The sequence below is a fragment of the Nisaea sediminum genome, from assembly GCF_014904705.1.
GTDB classification, from domain to species: Bacteria; Pseudomonadota; Alphaproteobacteria; order Thalassobaculales; family Thalassobaculaceae; genus Nisaea; species Nisaea sediminum.
Window position 1 is genome coordinate 129,382 of sequence record NZ_JACZCQ010000006.1, and the last position, 23,198, is coordinate 152,579.

Sequence of the window (23,198 nt, forward strand, 5' to 3'; positions counted from 1 at the left end):
GATCGTAGAGCTCAGCCGGTCTTCCCTGGGTCCCCACTTGCGTGAGGATGACGACTGTTTTCAGGTTTAGGAAGTGGCGATCTATCCTGCGGAAGCGATCGCCAGCGCATCCTCGCAGCGGGAGATCCAGGCGGTGAGGTTCGGACGGGTGGCGAGATCGAACCCGCCTTCCCCGGCGAGCCGCGTATAGGCCAGCAACGAGATATCCGCGATGGTCAGGCGCGTGCCGACCAGGAAGGACTTCCCGGCAAGCCGGCGTTCCATGTGATCGAGCGCCGCCTCGGCCCTGGTCACGCGCCAGCCGTCGCGCTTTTCCGCAGGCTTGCCCTCATAGACCATCTGGAAACGGCAGACCGCGACATAGGGCTCGTGGCTGTACTGTTCCCAGAACAGCCACTCAAGCACCTTTGCGCGCTGGAACGCGTCGGCCGGCAGCAGCGAGCTGCCTTCCGCCAGATAGACCAGAACGGCGTTCGACTGGGCGAGCGTGCGCCCGCCGCCGAAATCCACCGCCGGGACCTGCCCCGCCGCGTTGACTGCGAGAAATTCCGGCGTCCGGCTTTCGCCCTTCATGATGTCGACATCGACGAAGCGATAGTCGAGATCCAGAAGATCGGCCGCATAGACGATCTTCAGGCAGTTCCCGGAGCGCCGGTCCCCGTAGAGCGTGAAGGCCCCGTCGCTCAAGCACGCTTCTCCCGGCTCGAATAGCTGAGCGGCTGCTGCAGGCGGGCCACCATTTCCTTCGGCACGACCTGCCAGAAAGTGCCGACCTCCTGGCTCCAGTTGATCAGCAGGCGCTCCGCGAAGCGGGACTGGGTCTGCTCTACATGCTCCTGCACCAGACGCTTCAGGGCCGCTTCCCAGTAATCGGTCTCGATGCGCTGCCAGAGCACCGTCTCGGGGTTCACGTTCCGCTCGAAGCTGCCGTCGCTGTCATAGACGAAGGCCATACCCCCGGTCATGCCGGCGCCGAAATTCTCGCCGACCGGGCCGAGCAGGACGGCGGTGCCGCCGGTCATGTATTCGCAGCCGTTCGAGCCGCAGCCCTCGACCACCGCCTCGGCGCCGGAGTTGCGGACCGCGAAGCGTTCGCCTGCCTGACCGGCCGCGAAGAGCTGGCCCGCGGTCGCGCCGTAGAGCACCGTGTTGCCGACGATGGTGTTCTCGTTCGACGGGAACTGCGCTGCCGTCATCTGGCGGATGACGATGGTGCCGCCGGAGAGACCCTTGCCGACATAGTCGTTGGCATCGCCGAACACTTCCAGTTTCAGGCCCTGCACCGCGAAGGCGCCGAGCGACTGGCCGGCGGAACCGCGCAGGCGGACCGTGATATGCCCCGGCTGCAGCCCGGTCATGCCGTACTTCCGGGTGATCCGGGAGCTCAGCTTGGTGCCGATGGCGCGCAGCGTGTTGGCGATATTGTAGGTCAGCTGCATTTTCTCGCCGCCTTCGAGCGCCGGCTGCGCATCCTTGATCATCTGCGCGTCCAGCGTCTCCGGCACCTCGTTGCGGCCCTCGACCGCGTTCATCACCGGCAGCCCGCCGCTATCGGCGCGCACCAGGATCGGGTTGAGGTCGAGATCGTCGAGCGAGGGATCGCCGCGGCTGACCTGATGCAGCAGGTCGGTCCGGCCGATCACTTCCTCAAGGCTCCGCACACCGAGTTCCGCCAGGATCTCGCGCACTTCCTCTGCGATGAAGGAGAACAGGTTCACCACCTTTTCCGGCGTTCCGTCGAACTTGGCGCGCAGGCTCTGGTCCTGGGTGCAGACCCCGACCGGGCAGGTGTTGCTGTGGCACTGACGTACCATGATGCAGCCCATCGCCACCAGCGAGGCGGTGCCGATGCCGAACTCCTCGGCGCCGAGAATGGCCGCGATGACCACGTCCCGGCCGGTCCGGAAGCCGCCGTCGACGCGGAGCGCCACCTTGTGCCGGAGCCGGTTCAGGGTCAGCACCTGATGCACCTCGGAGAGGCCCATCTCCCAGGGAATGCCGGCATATTTGATGCTGGTCTGCGGGCTGGCGCCGGTACCGCCGCCATGGCCGGAGATCAGGATCGTGTCCGCCTTCGCCTTGGCGACGCCGGCGGCGATCGTGCCGATGCCCGACGAGGCCACGAGCTTCACGCAGACCCGGGCCTCCGGGTTGATCTGCTTCAGGTCGTAGATCAGCTGGGCCAGATCCTCGATCGAGTAGATATCGTGGTGCGGCGGCGGCGAGATCAGGGTCACGCCCTCGGTCGAGTGCCGGAGCTTGGCGATCATGGCGTTGACCTTGATCCCCGGAAGCTGCCCGCCCTCGCCCGGCTTCGCGCCCTGGGCGACCTTGATCTCGATCTCGCGGCAGTTGTTCAGGTATTCCGCCGTCACGCCGAAGCGGCCGGACGCAACCTGCTTGATGGCCGAGCTCGGATTGTCGCCGTTCGCCCGCGGCTTGAACCGCGCCGGATCCTCCCCGCCCTCGCCGCTGTCGGACTTCGCGCCGATGCGGTTCATGGCGATGGAGAGGGTCTCGTGCGCCTCGGGGCTGAGCGCGCCAAGGGAGATACCCGGCGCCACCAGGCGCTTGCGGATCTCGGTGATGGAGGAAACGTCCTCCAGCGCCACTTCCTCGCCCGTCGGCTTGAAGCCGAGCAGGTCGCGGAGGTTGATCGGCTTCTGGGCGTAAATCTCCGCCGCGTACTTCTTGTAGAGGTGATAGCTGTCGGTCGCGACCGCGTGCTGCAGGGTGTGCATCATCGGACCGTCGAACGCGTGCCGCTCGCCCTGGCGGCGGAAGCGGTAGAGGCCGCCGACCGGGAGGGTGACGACGGTGTCGTCAAAGGCCTTGCGGTGCTGCTCCAGCGCCTTCTTCTGGATACCGCCGAGACCGAGCCCGGAGATCCGCGAGGACATGCCCGGGAAGAAGCGCGCGACGAGGGAGCGGGAGAGGCCCACCGACTCGAAGTTGTAGCCGCCGCGATAGGACGAGAGCACGGAGATGCCCATCTTGGACATCACCTTGAGGATGCCGTCCTGGATCGCCTTGCGATAGGAGGCGACGCACGCGTCCAGCGTCTTGTCGCCGAACAGGCCGCGGGCATGGCGGTCGGCGATCGCTTCCTGCGCCAGGTAGGCGTTGACCGTGGTCGCGCCGACGCCGATCAGGACGCAGAAATAATGCACGTCGAGGCATTCGCCGGTACGGACGTTGACCGAGGTGAAGGTCCGGAGCTGCTGGCGCACGAGATAGGAATGCACCGCACCGGTCGCGAGGATCATCGGGATCGCCGCGCGCTTCGCCGAAATCTCCTTGTCGGAGAGGATGACGTGGGTGCAGCCGCCGCGGACCGCGTCCTCGGCCTCGCGCTGGATCCGGCTGATCGCCTCCGCGAGGGCGGACTCGCCACCGTCGACGTCGAAGGTGCAGTCGATCTCCTCAGCCGTATCGCCCATATAGTCGCGCATCGCCTGGAACTCGGCGTTCGAGAGCACGGGGGACTCGAGCAGCAGGTGTTCGCACTGCTCCTCGGTTTCCTCGAGGATGTTGCCGAGGTTGCCGAGGCGGGTGCGCAGGGTCATCACCCGGCGCTCGCGCAGGCTGTCGATCGGCGGGTTGGTGACCTGGCTGAAATTCTGCCGGAAGAAATGGTGCAGGCCGCGATATTTCTCCGACAGCACCGCGAGCGGCGTGTCGTCGCCCATCGAGCCGATGGCTTCCTTGCCGCCCTCGGCCATGGGCTGCAGGATCAGCTCCATATCCTCCAGCGACCAGCCGGACACCACCTGGCGGCGGCGCAGGTCATCACGCTCCAGTCCGGCCTTTTCCTCGTGGTGGCTCTTGATCAGACCGTCAATCTTGACGCTCTTCTTGATCCACTTGCCGAACGGCTTGGACTTCGCCAGATGCTCCTTCAGTTCGGTATCGTGGTAGAGCTTGCCGTTGATCAGGTCGACGGCGATCATCTCGCCCGGATCGAGCCGGCCCTTCTCGATGATGTTCTTGTCCTTGATGCGGACCATGCCGGTCTCGGAGCCGGCGATCAGCAGGCCGTTGGTGGTGACGCTGTAGCGCATCGGGCGCAGGCCGTTGCGGTCCATGCCGCCGAGCACCCAGTGCCCGCCATAGGCGGCGATCGCCGCCGGACCGTCCCACGGCTCCATGACCGCGTTGCAATAGGAATAAAGGTCGCGCAGTTCCTGGCTCAGGCTGCCGCCGTCGGCGACCGCTTCCGGGATCATCATGGTCTTGACCATCGGCAGGGCGCGGCCGGCGCGGACCATGAGCTCGAACACCGCGTCCAGCGCGGCGCTGTCGGAGCTGCCGTCCTGGATCACCGGCTTGATGTCCTCGATCTCGTCGCCGAACCGGTCCGCGGCCATCCGCGTCTCGTGGCTGCGCATCCAGTTCCAGCAACCCTTCAGCGTGTTGATCTCGCCGTTATGGGCCAGCACCCGGAACGGCTGCGCCGCGCGCCAGGCTGGGAAGGTGTTGGTCGAGTAGCGCTGGTGATAGATCGCGAAGTTGGAGATGAACCGCTCGTCCAGCAGGTCCGGGAAGAACGCCGTCACCTGCTCGGCAAGGAACATGCCCTTGTAGATGATGGAGCGGCAGGACAGCGAGCAGATATAGAAGTCGGTGATGTTTTCCGCCAGTGCCGCGCGCTCGATCCGGCGGCGGATCAGGTAGAGATCGCGCTCGAACAGGATCTCGTCCGCCCCGGGCTCGCCGGAGACCATGATCTGCTCGATTTCCGGACGGGTCGCGTTCGCCTTCTCGCCGATTACCTCGACATTCACCGGCACCTGGCGCCAGCCGAAGATCTTGTAGCCGCGCGAGAGGATCTCCTCCTCGACGATGCAGCGGCAGCGCTCCTGCGCCGCGAGGTCGGTACGCGGCAGGAACACCATGCCGACCGCGATCAGGCCGTCATTCACCGGCTGGCCGGCGCGCTCGACATGTTCGCGGAAGAAGTCCTGCGGAATCTGCAGATGGATGCCCGCGCCATCGCCGGTCTTGCCGTCGGCATCGACCGCGCCGCGGTGCCAGATCGCCTGCAGCGCCTGAATGCCGGCCTCGACGACATCGCGCCGCGGCGTGCCGTCGATCGAGGCGACGAAGCCAACGCCGCAATTCTCGTGCTCGTCCGCCGGGTTGTAGGCATGCGCCTCGGTCAGCCGGGAGAGGTTGGCCTGATACTCGGCAACGAAACGTTCGCCGTCATTCATCGGAAGGCTCTTGTCCTGCGTCATGTCGGTCATCCCCGGCTTCAGGAGGCGAGATCGAGCGCGGCCGTGGCCTTCCGCTCGATAAAGGCGTGGATCTGGTCGGCAACGTCGCGGCCGTCGCGCACCGCCCAGACGACGAGCGAGGCGCCGCGGACGATGTCGCCGGCGGCGAAGACGCCGTCGATGCTGGTCATCATGGTGGTGAAGTCGACCGAGAGCGTGCCCCAGCGGGAGACCTTGAGGTCCTTCTCACCGAACATCTCCGGCAGGTCCTCCGGATCGAAACCGAGCGCCAGGATCGCCATGTCGGCCGGGATCGTGAAGCTGCTGTCCTCGACCACCTGCGGTGCCTGCCGTCCGGTCGCGTCCGGCACGCCGAGATGGATGCGGTGGCAGCGCACGCCGTCGATCACCCCGTCGCCGGTGAAGGCCTCGGGGGCGGCCAGCCAGATGAACTCGACGCCCTCTTCCTCGGCGTTCTGCACCTCGCGCTGCGAGCCCGGCATGTTCGCCTTGTCGCGGCGATAGACGCATTTCACCGACTTCGCGCCCTGGCGGATCGCGGTCCGCACGCAGTCCATCGCGGTATCGCCGCCGCCGATCACGACGACGTCCTTGTCCTTGGCGTCGAGGCTGCCGTCCTCGAAGGCGGGAACCTTGTCGCCGAGCCCGACGCGGTTGGAGGCGGTCAGATAGTCGAGCGCCGCGTTGACGTTGCCGAGGCCGATGCCCGGGCACTTCATGTCGCGCGCCTTGTAGACGCCGGTCGCGATCAGCACCGCATCGTGCTTCTCGCGGAGCTCGGCAACGGTGACGTCATTGCCGACATCGACGCCGGTATGGAAAGTGATGCCGCTCTCCTCCAAAACCTTCGAGCGGCGCTGCACGACGTCCTTCTCCAGCTTGAAGTTCGGAATGCCGTAGATCATCAGGCCGCCGATGCGGTCGTAACGGTCGTAGACATGCACCTGGTAGCCGCGCTTGCGGAGCTGTTCCGCCGCCGCGAGGCCGCCCGGGCCGCCGCCGATGATGCCGACGCTTTCCTTGCGCTCCTGCACCGGCTTGACCGGCTTGACCCAGCCGTTCTCGAAGGCGGTCTCGGTGATGTACTTCTCGACGGAGCCGATGGTGACCGAGTCGAAACCCTTCTCGATCACGCAATTGCCCTCGCAGAGACGGTCCTGCGGGCAGATACGGCCACAGATTTCCGGGAAATTGTTGGTCGCGCTGGAGATCTCGTAAGCCTCCTCCAGGCGTCCCTCGGCCGTCAGCATGAGCCAGTCGGGAATGTTGTTGGAGAGCGGACAATGCACCTGGCAATAGGGCACACCGCACTGCGAGCACCGCCCGGCCTGCTCCTGAGCCTGTTCGGTCGCGAACTCGCTGTAGATCTCGCCAAAGTCCTGGCGCCGCTCCTCCGCCTTGCGTTTCGCGGGCATCCGCTTCGCAGTATGGACGAATTTCAGCATGCGATCGGTGGTCATTCCACTCTCTCCCTCGGCCTCTCTGGACCTGTTCCGCTTCGGGTTTCGTCGCCGCCCGGCTTCTCGTTATGACGGCACTTTACCTCATCGGGGAGCGCTTATCTACGGAAAGGAAGCGAAAAGGTCAATAGTTAGGACTAATTTTTTATCGAGACCCAGTTCACATTGCGCCGCACAACAGTCCGCACGATGCGAGATGAATAAATAGTCTCATATCGGACCTTTAACGCTTATTCTTTCCCCGCACCGCCGATGTTATAGTCCCGACGGCCATGTCGGGGAGGTCGGGGGGCTCCCGCCGCGGCCCCCAGACAGATTCCCGCCGACAAGATCTGACCGGAGTCCAAGCGTGCCGATCCTCCATCTGGCCATCCTCGCTCTCGTGCAGGGGATCACCGAATTCCTGCCGATTTCCTCAAGCGGGCACCTTGTTCTCGTGCCCTATGTCATGAACTGGACGGATCAGGGGCTGATGCTCGACGTGGCGGTTCATGTCGGCACCCTGCTCGCGGTCATGCTCTACGCCTGGCGCGAGATCGTCATGATGCTCGGCGGACTCTGGCGCCTCCTGCGCGGCCGGATCGACCAGGGCACTCGGCTGATGCTGCAGGTCATTCTCGGCTCGATCCCCGTGGTGGTCGCCGGCTACGTGATCGCCAAATATGCGGGCGGCATGCTCCGCAGCGTCGAGATCATCGGCTGGACAACGCTCGGGTTCGGCATCCTTCTCGGCCTAGCCGACCGGGCGGGCATGACAGTCCGCCGGCTCGAACATATGGGCTATGCCAGCGCGCTCGCCATCGGGTTCGCCCAGGTGCTCGCGCTCATCCCGGGCACCAGCCGTTCCGGCATCACCATGACCATGGCGCGCTTTCTCGGCTTCGAGCGGGCAGATGCAGCGCGCTTCTCGCTGCTGCTCGCGATCCCGGCCATCGCCGGCGCGGGGACGCTTTCGGGTATCGAGCTCTGGCAGAGCGGCGACGTCCAGCTTACCCGCGACGCCTTCACCGCGGCCGGCCTCGCCTTCGTCTCGGCGCTGGTCGCGATCGTACTGATGATGGCCTGGTTGCGCCGTGCCGGTTTCATGCCTTTCGTCGTCTACCGCATTCTGCTCGGCGGAGTTCTGCTCTATCTGGTTTATGCCGCCTGACGGACGGCTCTCGTGCCGGATCGGCCATCGACTGAGAGCATTCGGGTTCTTAAAGTTCCGCCACCTATCATGTGTAATTCCGAAGGAGAGGCCGCATGCGGTTCGCATCATTCACCCTGAACGGCAAGGCGACCTGGGGTCTGGCAAGCGAAAAGGGGCTGCACCCGGTGACGGCCGATCTCGCCGCGCGGTTTCCGACCCTGAGGTCGGCGATCGCCGCCGACGCCCTTGCGGAAGTGGGTAACGCACTCGCGGGCACCTCGGCCGCGGTCTCGATCGACGATGCGGATTACCTTCCCCTCATTCCCGATCCCGACAAGATCCTTTGCATCGGCCTCAATTACGAAGCGCACCGGATCGAGGGCGGCTGGCCCGTGGTCGAGCATCCGACCATCTTCCTCCGCCTGCCCAACTCGCAGATCGGCCACAACCAGCCGATGATCCGTCCAAAAGTCTCCGAAACGCTGGATTTCGAGGCCGAGCTCGCGGTCGTGATCGGCAAGGGCGGACGCTACATTTCCGAAGCGGACGCGATGGCCCATGTCGCCGGATATGCCTGTTACAACGAGGGCAGCGTCCGCGAATGGCAGCGCCACACCCAGCAGTTCACGCCGGGCAAGAACTTCCTCGGCACCGGCGCCTTCGGCCCCTGCCTCGTCACGCCGGACGAGATCGACAATCTCGGCGAGCTGGTCATGGAAGCCCGCCTCAACGGCGAGGTCGTGCAGCACACCAAGTTCGACGATCTGATCTTCCCGATCCCGCGCCTGATCAACTACATCAGCACCTTCACCGAGCTGGTTCCGGGCGACGTGATCGTCACCGGCACGCCGGGCGGCGTCGGCGGACGGCGCCAGCCGCCGCTCTGGATGAAGCCGGGCGACGAAATCGTCGTCGAGATCGACAAGATCGGCAAGCTCGTCAACCCGGTGGTCGCGGAGAGCTGAGCCTTGGCCACCGTCATCCCCTTCGACCGGACCTTCGATCCGCCCTATGGCGTGGTCGAACGGCTCGGTCCGGGGCTGCGGCGGATCGTGGCGCGCAATCCCGGCCCCTTCACCTTCCGGGGCACGGCGACCTTCATCGTCGGCGAAGGCGATGTCGCGGTGATCGATCCGGGACCGGATCTTGCCGGTCACATCCCGGCGCTGCTGGACGGCCTAGGGAATGAGAAGGTCAGCCACATCCTGGTGACGCACACCCATCTCGACCATTCCCCGGCCGCCGCGGAACTGAAGGCGAGGACCGGAGCGCCAACCTACGGCTATGGTCCGCATGGCAGCGGTCCGGGCGGAATCGAGACCGGGGGAGATCCGGATTTCATCCCGGACGTGCGGATCGGTCACGGTGACGCGATTGAGGGTAAGGACTGGCGCCTGGAAGCGCTCCACACGCCCGGCCATACCTCGAACCATCTCGCTTTCGCCTGGCCGGAGCGCTCGATCCTGTTTCCGGGCGACCTGGTGATGGGCTGGTCGACCAGCGTGATCTCCCCTCCGGACGGGCACATGGGGGATTACCTGGAGAGCCTGCGGAAAGTGCTGGGGCGGGACGAAGAGACCTACTGGCCGACCCATGGCGGTCCCATCCGCGATCCGAAGCCCTTCGTCGAGGCATTCATCGCCCACCGGAGGGACCGCGAGGAGGAAATCCTCGCCTGCCTCCGGGACGGGATCGAGACGATTTCGGACATGGTGCCGGTGATCTATGCAGACGTGCCGCCGGCGGTACACGGCGCGGCCGCGCGCTCTCTCCTGGCAGCGCTGATCTATCTGGTCGAAACGGGGCAGGTGCAGACCGACGGGCTCCCCGACGAAGAAAGCGCTTATTTCTTATAAGAACTTTTGGCCCCCTGCCGCCTCAGGAATGCTAGAATTCACAAAATATGCGTGCCGATCATTCGCGCATGCTTCCTCTTTTAGGAGTTCGATTTGCCGAAGGCAGAAGGCCCGGCTGACATCGACGATCGCGATGTTGATCGTCACCAGAAAATTCTGGAAGACGTATACGCGGCAGAATGCGCGCGTGATTTCGACCGGGCCGAAGCGGTTCTGAGCACGGCCATACGGCAACAAACCAGCGCGGGACATGTCGCTCATTATCTTGGTGAGCTGGCGCTGATCACGCTTGCGCAGGGACGATATGACCAGGCACTTGAGCTGGTCCAGAACCTGCGGAGCGGCTCGCCCGACCTGATACACGGCTTCCCACTTCTCCATCGCAACCTGGAAGCCTGCCGCGAAATTGCCGCCTTTCTGCGCAGTGGCGAAATGATCGCCGAGGTCCCATTTCGCGGACACAAGCTCAATTTCCTCGTCTCAGGGCAGAATAGCGAAATCGAGCATTTTCATGTTCGGGGATTGCTTTACGAGACCGAGGAAGTTGACCTGATCCTTCGTTTCCTGAGAGACGGCGACACCCTGCTAGACATCGGCGCCAACGTGGGAAATCACGCTATCGCCTGTGCGGCGGCAGTACCAGGCGCGAGAATTCACGCTTTCGAACCGGTCCAGAAATGTTGCGAATTTCTGCGCCAGAACGTTGCCTTGAACAGCCTGACAAATATAGAGATCTCCGGACTGGGGAGCGCAATCGGCCCGGAAGACGGAGAGGTGCGGATCTTAGAGCGCATCAACCTCGCGAGCAGCAAGTCGACGGAAAATGAGATCGGCACTCTTGTCCCGATGCGCGCGCTTCGCGGCCTTTGGCCGGAACGGGTCGACTTCATAAAGATCGATGTGGAAGGACTTGAGGTCAGCATTCTCGAATCCGTCATTGACCTCGTGCACCGCGACAACACGCGCGTGCTGCTTGAATGCTACAAAGCCACCGTGGAAGCCGATCTGGAAGAGCTCGCCTTCCTGGGCCTCACTCCTTTGGCTCAAGTCGAGCGGCAGGCCGTTGTCAACGTTCTCGTTGCGCCCAAATCAGACTAAGAGGCCGATAGCCTTCCTGTGCGGTCAGCTATAACGGATATACGGCGACTCGGTCCGGTAGCTGAAGAACGGATAGGTCTCGCGCGGCGCGAGATTTTCCTCCGCCCGGCGCTTCACTTCGAGCAGCATGAACTCCGTCACGTCGACGAGCGGCAGCTTGAGGGCTTCGTCCAACGGGAAGAAATCCAGATCGGAGAGTTCGCCGCTGCCGCCGAGCGAGCCGGACATGTGTTCCTCCCAGGCGAAGAAGAAACGGGCATTGAAGCGGAACTTGCGCTTGGACGGCGTGATGGCATGCCCGACATAGCCGAGCTTACCGAGTTCCGGGGCAAGCCCCTTGCCGCCGATCTCGGACCATGAGGGATGGGTCGTCGGACCGAGCTCGCCCTGGCCGGCCAGCAGCAGTCCGGTTTCCTCGAAGGCCTCGCGCACGGCCGCCATCGGGAACCCGCGGGCACGGCTTTCGTCCTTGGAAATGCGTTTGAGATCGTGTGGCTGGAGATCGCTCGCGAAGCCGACCTTGCGGTCCGCGGCATCGACTTTTCCGCCGGGGAAGACATAGACGCCGCCGAAGACGGCTTTCTTGCCGCGCCGCCCCATCAGCACATCCAGCCCGTCACCGTTGCGGCGCAGGACGATCAGGCTCGCGGAATCTTTCGGGCGGACAGGCTTTTGCCCGGGCTCGACCAGTCCGGGCAGGGTATTCGGCGGGGCGCGTCTCATGGTTTCTCAAAGACTTGGCGGAAAATGATCCACCCAGTCTAGGACGGTTGGAGGCAATCCTCCAAGCTTGATCGCGCCCCCTCGGGCAGGCTTACGCCTTAGATGTTGTTCATCGCACCGTAGTAGGCGACGTAGGCGATCAGACCGAGAACGCCGGCGCAGGCGAGAATGGTCTGCGGGATGCTGATACGGTTCATGTCGGTGCTCCTTCCAGGGCATGTAACGACTTTACACTCGTCCATATAGGGGACGAACGGCAGCGCAACATGCACAGATAGTGCAATGCACAATTGCAAGAACGTCATGAGACGCCAAATCAGAGAGCCATTGCTGACGATTCGATACTAATCGCGGAAACCGTGTAGGCCGCCGGACTCATCCAGAACCATGGTCAGACGGCGCGCCGCGGTGCGGGCGAGTGACAGAGTCAGTGATTTCCGGCGTGCCGCGTTGAGCCGCGACTCTGACGCCTCCCGCGCGACCACCGCCTCATACTGGTCGGCCAGGATCAGACCGCAGAGCGGGTCTTCGGGCAGAAGCTCGCGCGGAAAATCCGGTGTCACCGCAAAATAGAAGCGGTCGCAGAAATCCAGATATTCATGCCATTTCCGGTCCGCGAGATAGTCCGCCATATCGGACTTCACCTCAACCACGACGATCCCCCCCGAGGGATCGAGCGCCATGACATCGACCCGCCGTCCCGAGCGCAGCGGCATCTCGGTGACGTGGCTCCAGTTCAGTTCGGTAAAGAGCCGCGAAACGCCGCGGGTCACCTGCTGCGTGATTTCCGGACGCGCCGCCATGGTCCCCCCCTAATCGTCGAGGACCATATTCGTTGCGCCCCGCGTATCGGCACCGGACAGGTCCGCTCCGCGCAGGTCGGCGCCGGCGAAATCGGCGTCGCGCAAGACCGCGCCGCGGAGGTTGCAGTCCCGAAGGTCGGCGCCGGCGAAGACCGCGCCGCTCATCTCCGCCTGATGAAAATCGCCACCGCGCAAGATCGCGCGATCGAATCTCGCCCGGTCGAAATGAGCCGGCCAGCGCTGCGTCTTGGCCCCGACGATCTGTACCGGTCCCGCCTGGACCCCCGTCAGCCGCGCTTCCATGAGGTTGGCGCGCCGCATCGTCACGCCGCGCAAATCGGCGTTCGAAAGATCCGCCGAGCGCATGTCGGCCAGCGCCAGGTCCGCCATCAGCAGGTTGATGCCCGACAGATCGCAACTGGTCAGAACGCTGCATTCCATGTTGGCGGCGGCCAGATTCAGCCGGCTGAGACTCTGCTTGCTGATGTCCCGGCGCGCGAGCGGCGCCCGAACGCCCTGCTTGCCGTTACTTTTGATCCAGAGGTCGTGCTGGATCATGATCTCCCGCATCTCCGGCCCGAGCGCGTCCAGCGCGCGCGGCATCCGCGCCAGGCGGAATTGCGGATCGTCCGGGTTCATGTTCGAGAACACGGCCCCGGCGAGATCGGCGCCGGTCAGATCCGTGCCGCTGAAGATCACGTTGTAGAGGATCGTACCGTGCAGGATCGCGCCGGTCAGCGTGGCCTCGGTCAGGTCCGCGCCTTCGAGATCGGCGCCGGTCAGGTTCGAGTGGCTGAGATCGGCGCGCACGAAGCGGGTATTGCGGAGCTTCGCATCGGTCAGGTCGGTCTGGACGATGAAAGCATTGGACAACCTGGCGCCGCTCATATCGGCCCGGGTCGCGTTGGCCACCGCAAGATCGGCATCGACCGTGTTGTAAGTGACGGCAACGAGATTGCCCCGCGCATCCGGTTTTAGCAGCACGCCGTCCCGCAGATCGGCCTCCTGCATGGTCACGTCGCAGAGATCCGCGCCGCGCATGCAGGCTCCGCGGAGGTCGGAGCGGGAAAGATTGGCGCCCTTCAGGCGTACCTCGCGCATATCGCAGGCGAAAAGATTTGCCGTCTTCAGATTGCAGTTCTCGAGATTGGCATTGCGGAGCGAGGATCCCGAGAGCTCGGCGCCGGCGAGCTCGCGACCGCTCAGATCCTTGAACTTGAGGTCGTAACCCTGAAGATTGGCTCTGGCGCCACCGGTCTGCCCACGCAGAAACATCCCGTGCCGCTCGACGACTTCCTCGAGCTCGGCGAGCGAAATCTGCCTTAGCGGGATATCGTCGGCAGCGGGAGTGCCGAGATCCAGTCTGGCTTCCGACGATGCCCAGGCGACTTCTGCCGGGATGCCGGGGACAGTGTCAGTGTCGTCTTTACGTCCGGACAAGTCCTAGGCCTGCTTCCCAAACTCTGCGCGGGGACGCTTTGTGCACCCCGCCATCGTTTAAGTAGATCGTGTTCCCGCGCCGGAATGCAAAAAAATATTCGGGGGAAGCCGGATTCACATCCAGTCCTGGGCTTGCGGGAAATTGTAGGCAACGAACCTGTAGGTTGACTGCACCGCCTCGCGAATCCCCTTGGACCGGGTTGAAAGATCGATGTTCCAGGTCTCGATGACCTCGTCCCAGATCATGATCTTCTTGTGCAGTTCGTCGCGCATCTCGCGAATGAAGTTGATCTGTTTGTCGTAGCTCTTCAGGACCGTGAGGATCTCGCCGGTCTGCGCGTCGACCTGATCGAAGATGAAGCTGAAATCGCGAATCGGCGGCTCCATGAGGGTCCGCACCCGCTGAACTTCGGCCGTGAACTGACGGTCGCCACGATGCAGGGCGATCACCTGGACGAGTTTGGTCTGGATCGCGCTCGCATAAGTGAACCGGTCGCGAAGCGCCTCGATATAGGCCAGCTCCCGCGCGACGCGGTCGACCAGATCGAGCACTTCCTGCTTGCGTTCCTCGCCCAGCCCCAGCTTCTCGGCGATTTCCGATATGCCCTTCTGAATGCGTTCCTTGGTCTCAGGCTTGGCCAGTTCCGCATGGATCTCGGATTCGTCCGGATTGGCAATCGACGTGCCCGCCACCCACTGGGCGATCTGCACCATCAGGCGGTTCTTCGCCCGCTCCATGTGCTTTTCCTCGATCGACCAGCTTGCAGAGCCGTCCAGAAGCTCCCGGGGGATGGTGTCGCCCGGGCGGATATCCTTGACGTAGTTCAGACCCTTGCGAACGGTGTCGAGAAGCTTGCCGTCCTGGGAATCTTCATCGATGCCGAACTCGGTGCATAGCGAATCAAGCGGGATCGAGGCTTCAAGATCGCCGACGCGCACGCGCAGCGCGGGAGTCCGGTCCTGCCCGGACAGCCGGAAATGCGCGCCGTTCACCTTGAAGATCTTGTGTTCAAAAGCGAAATGCGTCGACGGATCCAGAGTCTCGTCTTTTTCTTGTTCAGCAGCGGTCATTCTCGCTCCACATTCGCAGGTTCGAAAACCTGCCTCCCCAACGTCTCAAGCTTTCTTACTTCAAGAGACTGAATGAATAGCTAACGCCGGCCTGAAATCCGAGGGTACCCCTTCACGCCACTCTTTGTAGAGAAAATTGATTAACGGAAAATTAGGACGGCGGCTTTATAGTGGAGATATGCGGGTGTTCAAGACCCGGGTGCAATGCCCGTGTCCGCTCGCAAGCGTAACTATTGCCGAGGTCGCGTCGTGGGTGATGTAAAGGGAAGAATTTTCTCGGTCGAGCGCCGTGCGCAGCAGCGCAGCGGGTCCGGCGGGGCGACGCCCCCGAAAGCCATTGCTCCCGGCCTCTCCTCCGGCGCCTTCGAGGAAGCGCTGCTGGCGGAAATCTCAAGCCTCAGGACGGAGCTTTCCGAGATTCGCAAGGCTGTTGGAATGACCGGCGTAACGGCGCCGGTGGCCGAGGTTCCGGAAGAAGTCGACGTCAGCGAACATGACATTGACCACGATCTCAGGATCGAGATCGCCCAGATGGTCCGCTCGATCGGCCGCGCGAAGAGCCAGATCGCGGCGATCAAGCATCCGATGTCGGCCGAAGACCAGATGCAGACCGCGTCCCTGCAGCTCGACACGATCGTGCAAACGACCGAGACCGCGACCAACGAGATCATGTCCTCCGTCGATTCCATCGAGGGGACCCTGAAGCAAATTCACGGCTTTACGCTCGACGATCCCGAGGTCCAGCAACTCATCGATCAGGCGTCCAACCAGCTGATCTCCATTATAGAGGCCTGCAGCTTCCAGGACCTCACCGGCCAGCGGATCAACCAGGTGGTCAAGACGCTCCGCTTCATCGAGAGCCGCATCCTCGCGATGATCGATATCTGGGGCGGCCTCGAGGCCTTCAAGGACCTGCCGATCCCGAAAGACGAGAGCGATGAAGGCGTCTCCGAGGAGGAGGATCTGCTGAACGGCCCCGCGCTCGGCAGCGCCGGGCTCAGCCAGGACGATATCGACGCCCTGTTCGACTGATACCACGGCAAGCCCCCCCGGCGGGTCGACTTGCGAAGCGCGCCGCCGGTGACTTGATCCGAGGCGCACGATCACCTACATGAAGTGGGCGCGCGATCAATGAGGATGCGCGTATTGAGTGCCGCATAGGCGGGCTCGAAGATCGTCTCGCTCATGTATGAGGGGTTGGTCCCATGTCACGCATGTCCGTTTTCAACTCTCCGCTCCTGCTCGGATTCGATCATTTCGAACGGGCGCTGGACCGGATCTCGAAAACCACCTCCGACGGTTATCCGCCGTATAACATCGAGCAGACCGGCAAAGACGGCTTGCAGATCACGCTTGCCGTGGCCGGCTTCGCCTCCGAAGACCTCAGCGTTCAGATCGAGGACAATCAGCTGGTGATCCGCGGCCGCCAGAGCGACGACGACGACCGGATCTATCTCCACCGCGGTATCGCCGCGCGCCAGTTCCAGCGGACCTTTGTCCTCGCGGAGGGGATCGAAGTCGTTTCAGCGGATCTCGATAACGGCCTGCTTCACATCGAGCTTCGCAGGCCGTTGCCCGAAGTGAAGGTGCAGACGATCGAGATCAACGGCAGCCGGAAGACCCCAAGGGTCACGTCCGAGAAACTCGATATCGAGCACGCCGACTGATACCGCCGGAAAAACTCTCTCAACCAGACGGACGCATCAGCCGGAAAGGAGATGCGTATGGATACGGATATGCCAGAGCCAATCGATGTGCGCCGCATGAGCGCCAAGGATTTCGCCGCCCTAGGGCTGTTTGACATCGCCTTCGTGAAACCGGTGACGAGCGGCGGAGAGGCGAACTACGAAATTCACACCGCGGACGGACAACTCGTCGCCGACGCGCCGAGTTGGGACGCGGCCGTTTCGCTGATCCGGGAAAACGAGATGGAGGCTGCCCGGATTCACTGAAACGGGCAGCTGCTCCGCAGGCTGGAATGCCGTCGGCGCGGCAGGGGAATCAGGCCGCGTTGCTGGCCGTTGCCTCTGTCAGCAGCGCATAGATCGCGTCGACGCTGTCGGCGCCGCGGATCTTGTCGCAGTTCCCCTTGTCACGCAGCAGACGCGAGACACGGGCAAGCGCCTTCAGATGGTCCGCTCCGGCGGATTCGGGTGCAAGCAGCAGGAAAATGATATCGACCGGCTTGTCGTCGATCGCGTCGAACTCGACGGCCCTGTCGGCACGCGCGAAAATACCGTACAGCCGGTCGAGTTCAGGCAGTTTGCCATGCGGAATCGCAATGCCTTCGCCCATTCCGGTCGTACCGAGACGCTCCCGCTCCAGCAACACGTCGAAGATCTCTCTTTGCCCGAGACCGGTCACGTCGGCGGCACGGCGGGAAAGCTCCTGCAGCGCCTGTTTCTTCGACGTGACTTTCAGATGAGGAATGACGCCCTCGGGAATTAGGATTTCCGCGATTTCCATCGTGTCTACCCTGCTCTCGCTTCAAATAGGCACCGTGCGGGCCATCTCTGTCAAGCGAGCAGCCCATTCACGATGCCGGTCCCGTTGCGGCCGGCTCAGCCTTGAGCCAGGCCCTTTGGATCGATCCAACCGATGTTCCCGTCGCCGCGGCGGTAGATCACATTCAGTTCACCATGCGACCGGTTCCGGAACATCACCACCGGAAGGTCGCCCAACTCGAGACGCATGACGGCCTCCTCCACCGAGAGATCCTCGATGTTGGTGGTCATCTCCGCGACGACCACGGCCTGCCACTCTTCCTCCGGGGAAGGCTGGGCTTCGGCGTGATCGGCCGCGAGCACGTACTGCTGGGCAGCAATATTCACGCCACCGTTGCCGCGATGATGGTCGCGAACCCGGCGCTTGAACCGGCGCAGGCGCTTGTCGATATGCTCGCCGGCCTTGTCGGCGGACTTGTAGGCATCGCCGTCGCTGCCCTGGCCACGGACGAACATGTCACGTCCGACATGAACCGCGATGTCAGTGCGAAAATCATTGCCCTCTTTGGAGACCGTCACGGTCCCCTCGAGCGGATCGCCAAAGTACTTCTCGGAAATATCCGTCACGAGTCGCTCGACATGCTCCTTGAGCGCGTCGCTGATCTGGACCTGCTTACCGTTGATTGCTAGCTGCATGCTTCTTTCGCGGTCGATGACATTTGGCCATTCGGCGTCGGGACCCGGCTTTGAACCATCCGGAGAAAGTCTGCCCGCAACGTCGCCTTGGCGACGAAGGCGCGGAACTTATGCGCGCCACTTGGGAGAGTCAAGCGCTGCGGTTACGAGTTTTCTAAGTACCCGGCATAAAGGTCAAATTCCCATCGATTTTTCGCGTCTCCTCTGAACGGACGACGGAATTCTCATCGCTTCGCGGTATTTCGCGATGGTCCGCCGTGCAATATCGACGCCCTCGCCCCGGAGGATTTCAACGATGCGATCGTCCGACAGCACCTTGTTCGGCGGTTCCTCGTCGATCAGCTTCTTGATCTTGAACCGGACCGCCTCGGCGGAGAGGGCGTCACCACCCGCCGATGATGCGATGGCACTCGTGAAGAAGTATTTAAGCTCGTAAATACCGCGCGGCGTCGCCATGAACTTGTTCGAGGTGACGCGGCTGACCGTGCTTTCGTGCATCTCGATCGCCTCGGCGATATCGCGCAGCACGAGCGGGCGCAGATACTGGATACCATGCTGGAAAAACGCGTCCTGCTGGCGGACGATCTCGCCCGAGACCTTGAGGATCGTCGTCGCGCGCTGATGCAGCGAGCGGACCAGCCAGTTGGCCGACTGGTGACATTCGCTGAGATATTCCCGGTCCGCCTTGTTCTTCGGGGTCCGGCTGATCTGCGAGAGATAGGCGTTGTTCACCAGCACACGCGGCAAGGTGTCCGGATTGAGTTCGACCACCCAGCTGCCGTCCGGCGCGGCGCGTACGAGGACGTCCGGCACAACCGGTTCGCTGTTGTCGGGCTCGAAGGTGAGTCCCGGCTTCGGGTTCAGCGACCGGATCTCCTCCACCATCTCGGTAAGGTCCTCGGCATCCACGCCGCAGACCTTCAGCAGCGCCGGCATGTCGCGCTTCGCGAGCAGCGGCAGATTGTCGAGCAGGGCCTGGATCGCCGGATCGAGCCGGTTTCGGTCCTTCAGTTGCAGGGCAAGGCATTCGGAGAGACTGCGGGCGAAGATCCCCGGCGGGTCGAGAGCCTGGAGCTTGCCCAGGACCGTCTCCACGGCCTCGAGTTCCGCCCCGAGCCGGTCGGCAACCTCTTCCAGGTCGCCGGTCAGGTATCCGGCATCGTCCAGCTGGTCGAGCAGGTCCGCGGCGATGATCCGCTCGTCGGGCCGGCTAATATCGAGGGTGATCTGTTCCAGAAGATGCTCGCGCAGCGTCTTCAGCCCGCCGACGCTCTCCTCGATGCCCGGAAGGTCGTCGCCGCCGCGGCCGGAACCGGAACCCGCAGCCGCCTCCCAGCTTCCGAGAGTGGGCGTGACGGACGGATCGGTTTCCTCGACGCCCGCACTGCCCCAATTGTTCTCGTAATCGGAATCGCCCGGATCCTCGCCGCCGGCGGGGAGCGATTCGGACGTCGTCCGGTCGACGATATCGGGGCCGTCCGGCGCATCGTCCCAACCGCTGTCGCCCGCCCCCTCCGGCGCGGCGCCCTCTCCCTCGACGGCCTTGTCATAGGCGGCGAGATTGTCCGCCTCGAGCGCCTCCAGGGTAGCTGGCCCGTCGCCGTCGTCCCGCTCCAGCAGCGGATTCTGCTCGAGTTCGGCCTCGACGAATTCCGTCAGCTCAAGATTATTGAACTGCAGCAGCTTGATCGCCTGCTGCAGCTGCGGCGTCATTACCAGGTTCTGGGACTGTCTGAGGTCCAGTCTGGCCGAAAGCGCCAAGGCCGGTCTCCCTAGAGCCTGAAGCGGTCGCCGAGATAAACCCGCCGCACATCGGTATTGGCGACGATCTCGTCCGGCGCACCGTCCATGAGAACCATGCCGTCATGCAGGATGAAGGCTCGGTCGACGATATCGAGCGTCTCGCGAACATTATGGTCCGTGATCAGCACGCCGATGCCGCGGTCCTTCAGATGCGAGATCAGATCGCGGATTTCCCCGACCGCGATCGGATCGATCCCCGCAAGCGGTTCGTCGAGCAGAATGAAGGCAGGATGCGAGGCCAGCGCCCGGGCGATCTCGACCCGGCGCCGCTCGCCGCCCGAAAGCGCGATGGAGGGCGTGCGGCGCAGATGACTTATGGAGAATTCCGCCAGCAGGTCCTCCAGCAGCGCGTCGCGCCGCGCCGGATTGTCCTCGACCACCTCCAGCACCGCGCGGATGTTCTGCTCGACCGTCAGGCCGCGGAAGATCGACGCCTCCTGCGGCAGGTAGCCGATCCCGAGGCGGGCCCGGCGGTACATCGGCAATTCCGTGATGTCCGCCCCGTCCAGATGGATCGAGCCGTAATCGGCCGAGATCAGTCCGGTGATGACATAGAAGCAGGTCGTCTTGCCGGCGCCGTTGGGGCCGAGCAGACCGACGGCCTCGCCGCGCTGGACCGAGATGCTGACGTCGCGCAGAACCGGCCGCGACTTGTAGCGCTTGCCGAGATTGCGCGCGACCAGCCCGCGATTGCTGGCGACCAGACGCGGCCCTTCCGCGCCTGCTACCGGGGCGCCCGCCGCACCAAGACTAGTATCGCTCATCCCTTAGCCTTTGCCCCGCTTTGCGGTTTGCCGTTTCCGTGCCGGTTCATTTCTTGTCCGACTTCGGATTGAACAATCCTCTGACCCGTTGTTTCGCTCCATCCGGTCCCGACAGCAGCTTGCTGATGCCGGTCTTGAGATTCACTTCGGCGCGCTCGCCGTTCAACTGGTTCTCACCCCGCGTGATCCGCACGTTGCCCTGCAGGATCGCGGTCTCCGAATCGACATTGTAGATGCCTTCATCGCCGCGCGCGACATCCTCGGCCGTGGTGATGACGACATTGCCGACCGCGTCCATCCGGGTGGCGACCAGCTTGCCGGCGCGATCCTCCTCGAAGCGGGCGATCAGGGTATCGGCGCGGATCGTCCGGTCGTCCTTCTTCGCCACCGCGTTCCCGCGGGCCACGGCGATCTTGCGCTGCTCCCAGTATTCAAGGCTGTCCCGGGCGGTGATCGTCTCGGTTCCGGTCTCGAGCCGGGGCGGCGCTTGCTTGCCGAGCAGCACCGCGACCGCTTCGTCCAGATCGTAGACGGCGCGTTCGCCATAGCCGGTCTGCTTGTCGGAGGAAATCACGACCTTCCCGACCGCTTCCAGCCGGTAGATGTCGGTCGCCCCGTTGGCCTCTCGGTAAAGAGCCGTCAGAGTGTCCGCCCGCACCGTCACGCCGCCACGCTCCGCCCTCGCGTTTCCGCGCGCCACATACATGCGCTGGTCGCGGATCCATTCGATACCGTCATCGGCTTCGACCGTCACCGGACCTTCGTCTCCGGCCTGCCCCGGAACGCTCTGGGCCCGCGTCTCCGGAATCGCCATCGTCCAGCAGAGGGCCGCGATCAGAATGGCCCAACCGCAAACGGTCCGACGGCCGGGTCGGTCTATACGCATCACTTCGCTCTCCGGGTCTCGAGCCCACCGAGCTGAGCCGGATAAAGCACCACCTTGCTTTTGCCAACGAAAACGATGCGCTCGCCCCGGTCATAGATCCGGAAACCCTCGCCGGTCGCGATGCCGCTCTGGCCGTGGGCGCTGACCGGATCGTCGCTGGTCGCCATACCCTCGTCGAGCAGGACGCGAGCGCTTTCCGAGGTCACCGTGTAGCCGCGATCGTGAAACACCGTGACGCCGCCGCTGAGGTCGATCGTCTTCTGTTTCCTGTCATAGATGCCGGCCGCGGCGGAAAGCGCGAGCCATTCCTCCTCGTTGACCGCAAGGTCGGCCTGCGGCGCGACGAGATCGAGACGGTCCGACTCATGGCTGTCCTGGCTCGCGCGCTGCGCGGTGATCTCATAGGGACGCTGGGCGTCGTCCACCCCGACATAGCGCGGCTGGTCCATGCTCAACCCGTCGGTCGCAACGGCAAGCAGGTTCTTCGCCTTGTCTCCGAGACGGAACTTGGTGTGATCCGGGATAAGCTGCGGCCAGCTCACGATCAGAGCGACAATGGCAAGCGCGAGGGCCGGCAGGATCAGCTTCATCAGCACGACCATGCGGCTGGCGCGGAAATGCGCCGCCTCGCGCCTGCGGGGAGCCTCCGGCAGGAACCGGCGTCCGCCGAAATCACCTCCGATGTTTGACGCTGTCTGTTCGGACATCCGTTCCTCTTAAGGTCCGCCATCAACGCGGAATCACGAAACAGACCGCTTCGATCCGGAGCGGGCCTCGTTCTGCGAACCAAATCTGGCCCGACAATTGCTTGTCATCTTGTCCGGAGTATGGCGAAGGAGCGCCAAAGGGTCAATAAATCCCGATATTTCCGGCCTTAATGGGCAAAAATATCCTGGTCGCCATAGCCGATCAGATCGAGCGATGCCCTGACGGGCAGATAGGCGAAGCTCGCCGCGGCATAGCCGTCGCGGCCCTCGCGCACGAGCCGCCGGTCCAGCTCTTCCTTCAGGCGGTGCAGGTAGAGCACATCGGATGCCGCGTAATGCATCTGCTCCTCGGTCAGCGTCTCGGCGCCCCAATCCGAGGATTGCTGCTGCTTTGAAAGCTCGACCCCGAGCAATTCACGGCACAGATCCTTCAGACCATGCTTGTCGGTATAGGTGCGTACCAGCTTCGAGGCGATCTTCGTGCAATAGACCGGGGACGTGACCACGCCGAGATAGGCCTGCATGATCGCCACATCGAAGCGGGCGAAGTGGAACAGCTTCAGCACTTTCGGATCGGTCAGCAGCCGGACGAGGTTCGGCGCGTTGTGAATTCCCTTGGCAAACTGCACGAGATGCGCGGTTCCGTCGCCGGAAGAGAGCTGCACCACGCAAAGCCGGTCGCGCTCGGGGCGCAACCCCATGGTCTCGCTGTCAATCGCGACCACCGGTCCGAGATCGAGTCCGTCGGGCAGATCGCCCTTGTGCAAGGTAATGGTCATCTGAGCCTCCTGCCCCGTCTGCTCTGGCAGCCGGACGGCCGCACCTCGTCGCCGACCCGTCGCGAATTCGCAAGGGCGGACAAACACTTCCGGTCTCTTTTAAAGGAGGTTGGTGCCCAGGAGAAGACTCGAACTTCCACGGCCTTGCGGCCACTGGCACCTGAAGCCAGCGCGTCTACCAATTCCGCCACCTGGGCACAGCGGGCAGCACCAGTCCGCCGCTGAGGCCGCCGTAAATGCCAGCACGCGACGCGTCTGTCAAAGGCTTTTTGCGGCCGCGCGAAGTTCATATGCGCTCC

The 23,198-nt window shown here is 63.5% G+C and carries 21 protein-coding genes and 1 tRNA gene; 7 read left to right on the top strand and 15 right to left on the bottom strand.

The features are described 5' to 3' along the window. Positions 1-81: 81 nt before the first annotated feature. From IG122_RS12600 to IG122_RS12610, 3 genes are read right to left on the bottom strand one after another with little or no spacing between them, the layout of a single operon-like run. Positions 82-687, bottom strand: coding sequence for a glutathione S-transferase family protein (locus tag IG122_RS12600; protein ID WP_193184015.1), 606 nt, complete (start codon positions 685-687; stop codon positions 82-84). Then, entirely contained in the window at positions 684-5,246 is a 4,563-nt protein-coding gene (gene gltB, locus IG122_RS12605; RefSeq protein WP_193184017.1) for a glutamate synthase large subunit, read from the bottom strand. The genes IG122_RS12600 and gltB overlap by 4 nt, the downstream gene beginning before the upstream one ends. Before the next feature lie 8 nt (positions 5,247-5,254). After that, the gene (locus IG122_RS12610) at positions 5,255-6,697 is read right to left on the bottom strand and encodes an NAD(P)-dependent oxidoreductase (RefSeq protein ID WP_193184019.1); all 1,443 of its coding nucleotides are present in this window, start codon (positions 6,695-6,697) and stop codon (positions 5,255-5,257) included. A 349-nt stretch (positions 6,698-7,046) separates the two neighbouring features. On the opposite strand from IG122_RS12610, the gene IG122_RS12615 reads away from it, so the two are divergent. From IG122_RS12615 to IG122_RS12630, 4 genes are all read left to right on the top strand, one after another. Further along, positions 7,047-7,847 carry an undecaprenyl-diphosphate phosphatase gene (locus tag IG122_RS12615; RefSeq protein WP_193184021.1) on the top strand — a complete coding sequence of 267 codons (801 nt, stop codon included), beginning with the start codon at positions 7,047-7,049 and terminating at the stop codon, positions 7,845-7,847. A gap of 95 nt (positions 7,848-7,942) precedes the next feature. After that, positions 7,943-8,794, top strand: a complete 852-nt coding sequence (locus IG122_RS12620; RefSeq protein WP_193184023.1) for a fumarylacetoacetate hydrolase family protein — start codon at positions 7,943-7,945, stop codon at positions 8,792-8,794. Between the two features lie 3 nt (positions 8,795-8,797). Further along, the gene (locus IG122_RS12625; RefSeq protein WP_193184025.1) at positions 8,798-9,685 is read left to right on the top strand and encodes an MBL fold metallo-hydrolase; all 888 of its coding nucleotides are present in this window, start codon (positions 8,798-8,800) and stop codon (positions 9,683-9,685) included. A 93-nt stretch (positions 9,686-9,778) separates the two neighbouring features. Further along, entirely contained in the window at positions 9,779-10,783 is a 1,005-nt protein-coding gene (locus IG122_RS12630) for an FkbM family methyltransferase (RefSeq protein ID WP_193184027.1), read from the top strand. A gap of 24 nt (positions 10,784-10,807) precedes the next feature. Here the strand turns inward: IG122_RS12630 and IG122_RS12635 are convergent, their stop codons facing one another. The 4 genes from IG122_RS12635 to IG122_RS12650 all read right to left on the bottom strand — a co-directional run bounded on the left by IG122_RS12635 (position 10,808) and on the right by IG122_RS12650 (position 14,820). Beyond that, complete coding sequence (locus tag IG122_RS12635; protein ID WP_193184029.1) at positions 10,808-11,506, bottom strand: NUDIX hydrolase; 699 nt, start codon at positions 11,504-11,506, stop codon at positions 10,808-10,810. Between the two features lie 344 nt (positions 11,507-11,850). Beyond that, a complete protein-coding gene (locus tag IG122_RS12640) occupies positions 11,851-12,309 on the bottom strand; it encodes an MmcB family DNA repair protein (RefSeq protein WP_193184031.1) in 459 nt (152 codons plus the stop codon). A 9-nt stretch (positions 12,310-12,318) separates the two neighbouring features. After that, on the bottom strand, positions 12,319-13,749 hold the full coding sequence (locus IG122_RS12645; RefSeq protein WP_193184032.1) for a pentapeptide repeat-containing protein: 1,431 nt from the start codon (positions 13,747-13,749) through the stop codon (positions 12,319-12,321). Positions 13,750-13,863: 114 nt separating this feature from the next. Beyond that, complete coding sequence (locus IG122_RS12650) at positions 13,864-14,820, bottom strand: hypothetical protein (protein ID WP_193184035.1); 957 nt, start codon at positions 14,818-14,820, stop codon at positions 13,864-13,866. Positions 14,821-15,069: 249 nt separating this feature from the next. Here IG122_RS12650 and IG122_RS24475 point away from each other — a divergent pair, with 249 nt between their 5' ends. From IG122_RS24475 to IG122_RS12665, 3 genes are all read left to right on the top strand, one after another. Next, complete coding sequence (locus IG122_RS24475; protein WP_193184037.1) at positions 15,070-15,852, top strand: protein phosphatase CheZ; 783 nt, start codon at positions 15,070-15,072, stop codon at positions 15,850-15,852. A 173-nt stretch (positions 15,853-16,025) separates the two neighbouring features. After that, on the top strand, positions 16,026-16,487 hold the full coding sequence (locus tag IG122_RS12660; protein WP_226893549.1) for an Hsp20 family protein: 462 nt from the start codon (positions 16,026-16,028) through the stop codon (positions 16,485-16,487). A gap of 69 nt (positions 16,488-16,556) precedes the next feature. Further along, positions 16,557-16,772 (top strand): hypothetical protein, encoded by a 216-nt coding sequence (locus IG122_RS12665; protein WP_193184038.1) that lies wholly within the window; start codon positions 16,557-16,559, stop codon positions 16,770-16,772. 49 nt (positions 16,773-16,821) lie between these two features. Here the strand turns inward: IG122_RS12665 and ptsN are convergent, their stop codons facing one another. The 8 genes from ptsN to IG122_RS12705 form a co-directional block, all read right to left on the bottom strand. Beyond that, the gene (gene ptsN, locus IG122_RS12670) at positions 16,822-17,286 is read right to left on the bottom strand and encodes a PTS IIA-like nitrogen regulatory protein PtsN (protein ID WP_193184040.1); all 465 of its coding nucleotides are present in this window, start codon (positions 17,284-17,286) and stop codon (positions 16,822-16,824) included. 95 nt (positions 17,287-17,381) lie between these two features. Continuing rightward, positions 17,382-17,960, bottom strand: coding sequence for a ribosome hibernation-promoting factor, HPF/YfiA family (hpf, locus tag IG122_RS12675; RefSeq protein ID WP_193184042.1), 579 nt, complete (start codon positions 17,958-17,960; stop codon positions 17,382-17,384). A gap of 174 nt (positions 17,961-18,134) precedes the next feature. Then, positions 18,135-19,721 carry an RNA polymerase factor sigma-54 gene (gene rpoN / locus IG122_RS12680; RefSeq protein ID WP_193184044.1) on the bottom strand — a complete coding sequence of 529 codons (1,587 nt, stop codon included), beginning with the start codon at positions 19,719-19,721 and terminating at the stop codon, positions 18,135-18,137. An 11-nt stretch (positions 19,722-19,732) separates the two neighbouring features. Continuing rightward, positions 19,733-20,527, bottom strand: coding sequence for an LPS export ABC transporter ATP-binding protein (gene lptB, locus IG122_RS12685; protein WP_193184046.1), 795 nt, complete (start codon positions 20,525-20,527; stop codon positions 19,733-19,735). Positions 20,528-20,573: 46 nt separating this feature from the next. After that, complete coding sequence (locus tag IG122_RS12690) at positions 20,574-21,413, bottom strand: LptA/OstA family protein (protein ID WP_193184048.1); 840 nt, start codon at positions 21,411-21,413, stop codon at positions 20,574-20,576. Continuing rightward, a complete protein-coding gene (lptC, locus tag IG122_RS12695; protein WP_193184050.1) occupies positions 21,413-22,120 on the bottom strand; it encodes an LPS export ABC transporter periplasmic protein LptC in 708 nt (235 codons plus the stop codon). Before lptC ends, IG122_RS12690 begins: the two co-directional genes overlap by 1 nt. Before the next feature lie 167 nt (positions 22,121-22,287). Beyond that, complete coding sequence (locus IG122_RS12700; protein ID WP_193184052.1) at positions 22,288-22,899, bottom strand: ribonuclease D; 612 nt, start codon at positions 22,897-22,899, stop codon at positions 22,288-22,290. Positions 22,900-23,009: 110 nt separating this feature from the next. Next, positions 23,010-23,096: transfer RNA gene (locus IG122_RS12705), tRNA-Leu, on the bottom strand. Between the last annotated feature and the right edge of the window lie 102 nt (positions 23,097-23,198).

Coding starts and splice junctions, on each gene's coding strand:
- gltB (WP_193184017.1), bottom strand. CDS start 5,246: ATGACCGACATGACGCAGGACAAGAGCCTTCCGATGAATGACGGCGAA.
- IG122_RS12610 (WP_193184019.1), bottom strand. CDS start 6,697: ATGACCACCGATCGCATGCTGAAATTCGTCCATACTGCGAAGCGGATG.
- IG122_RS12620 (WP_193184023.1), top strand. CDS start 7,943: ATGCGGTTCGCATCATTCACCCTGAACGGCAAGGCGACCTGGGGTCTG.
- IG122_RS12635 (WP_193184029.1), bottom strand. CDS start 11,506: ATGAGACGCGCCCCGCCGAATACCCTGCCCGGACTGGTCGAGCCCGGG.
- IG122_RS12640 (WP_193184031.1), bottom strand. CDS start 12,309: ATGGCGGCGCGTCCGGAAATCACGCAGCAGGTGACCCGCGGCGTTTCG.
- IG122_RS12650 (WP_193184035.1), bottom strand. CDS start 14,820: ATGACCGCTGCTGAACAAGAAAAAGACGAGACTCTGGATCCGTCGACG.
- IG122_RS12660 (WP_226893549.1), top strand. CDS start 16,026: ATGTCACGCATGTCCGTTTTCAACTCTCCGCTCCTGCTCGGATTCGAT.
- IG122_RS12665 (WP_193184038.1), top strand. CDS start 16,557: ATGCCAGAGCCAATCGATGTGCGCCGCATGAGCGCCAAGGATTTCGCC.
- ptsN (WP_193184040.1), bottom strand. CDS start 17,286: ATGGAAATCGCGGAAATCCTAATTCCCGAGGGCGTCATTCCTCATCTG.
- hpf (WP_193184042.1), bottom strand. CDS start 17,960: ATGCAGCTAGCAATCAACGGTAAGCAGGTCCAGATCAGCGACGCGCTC.
- lptB (WP_193184046.1), bottom strand. CDS start 20,527: ATGAGCGATACTAGTCTTGGTGCGGCGGGCGCCCCGGTAGCAGGCGCG.
- IG122_RS12690 (WP_193184048.1), bottom strand. CDS start 21,413: ATGCGTATAGACCGACCCGGCCGTCGGACCGTTTGCGGTTGGGCCATT.
- lptC (WP_193184050.1), bottom strand. CDS start 22,120: ATGTCCGAACAGACAGCGTCAAACATCGGAGGTGATTTCGGCGGACGC.
- IG122_RS12700 (WP_193184052.1), bottom strand. CDS start 22,899: ATGACCATTACCTTGCACAAGGGCGATCTGCCCGACGGACTCGATCTC.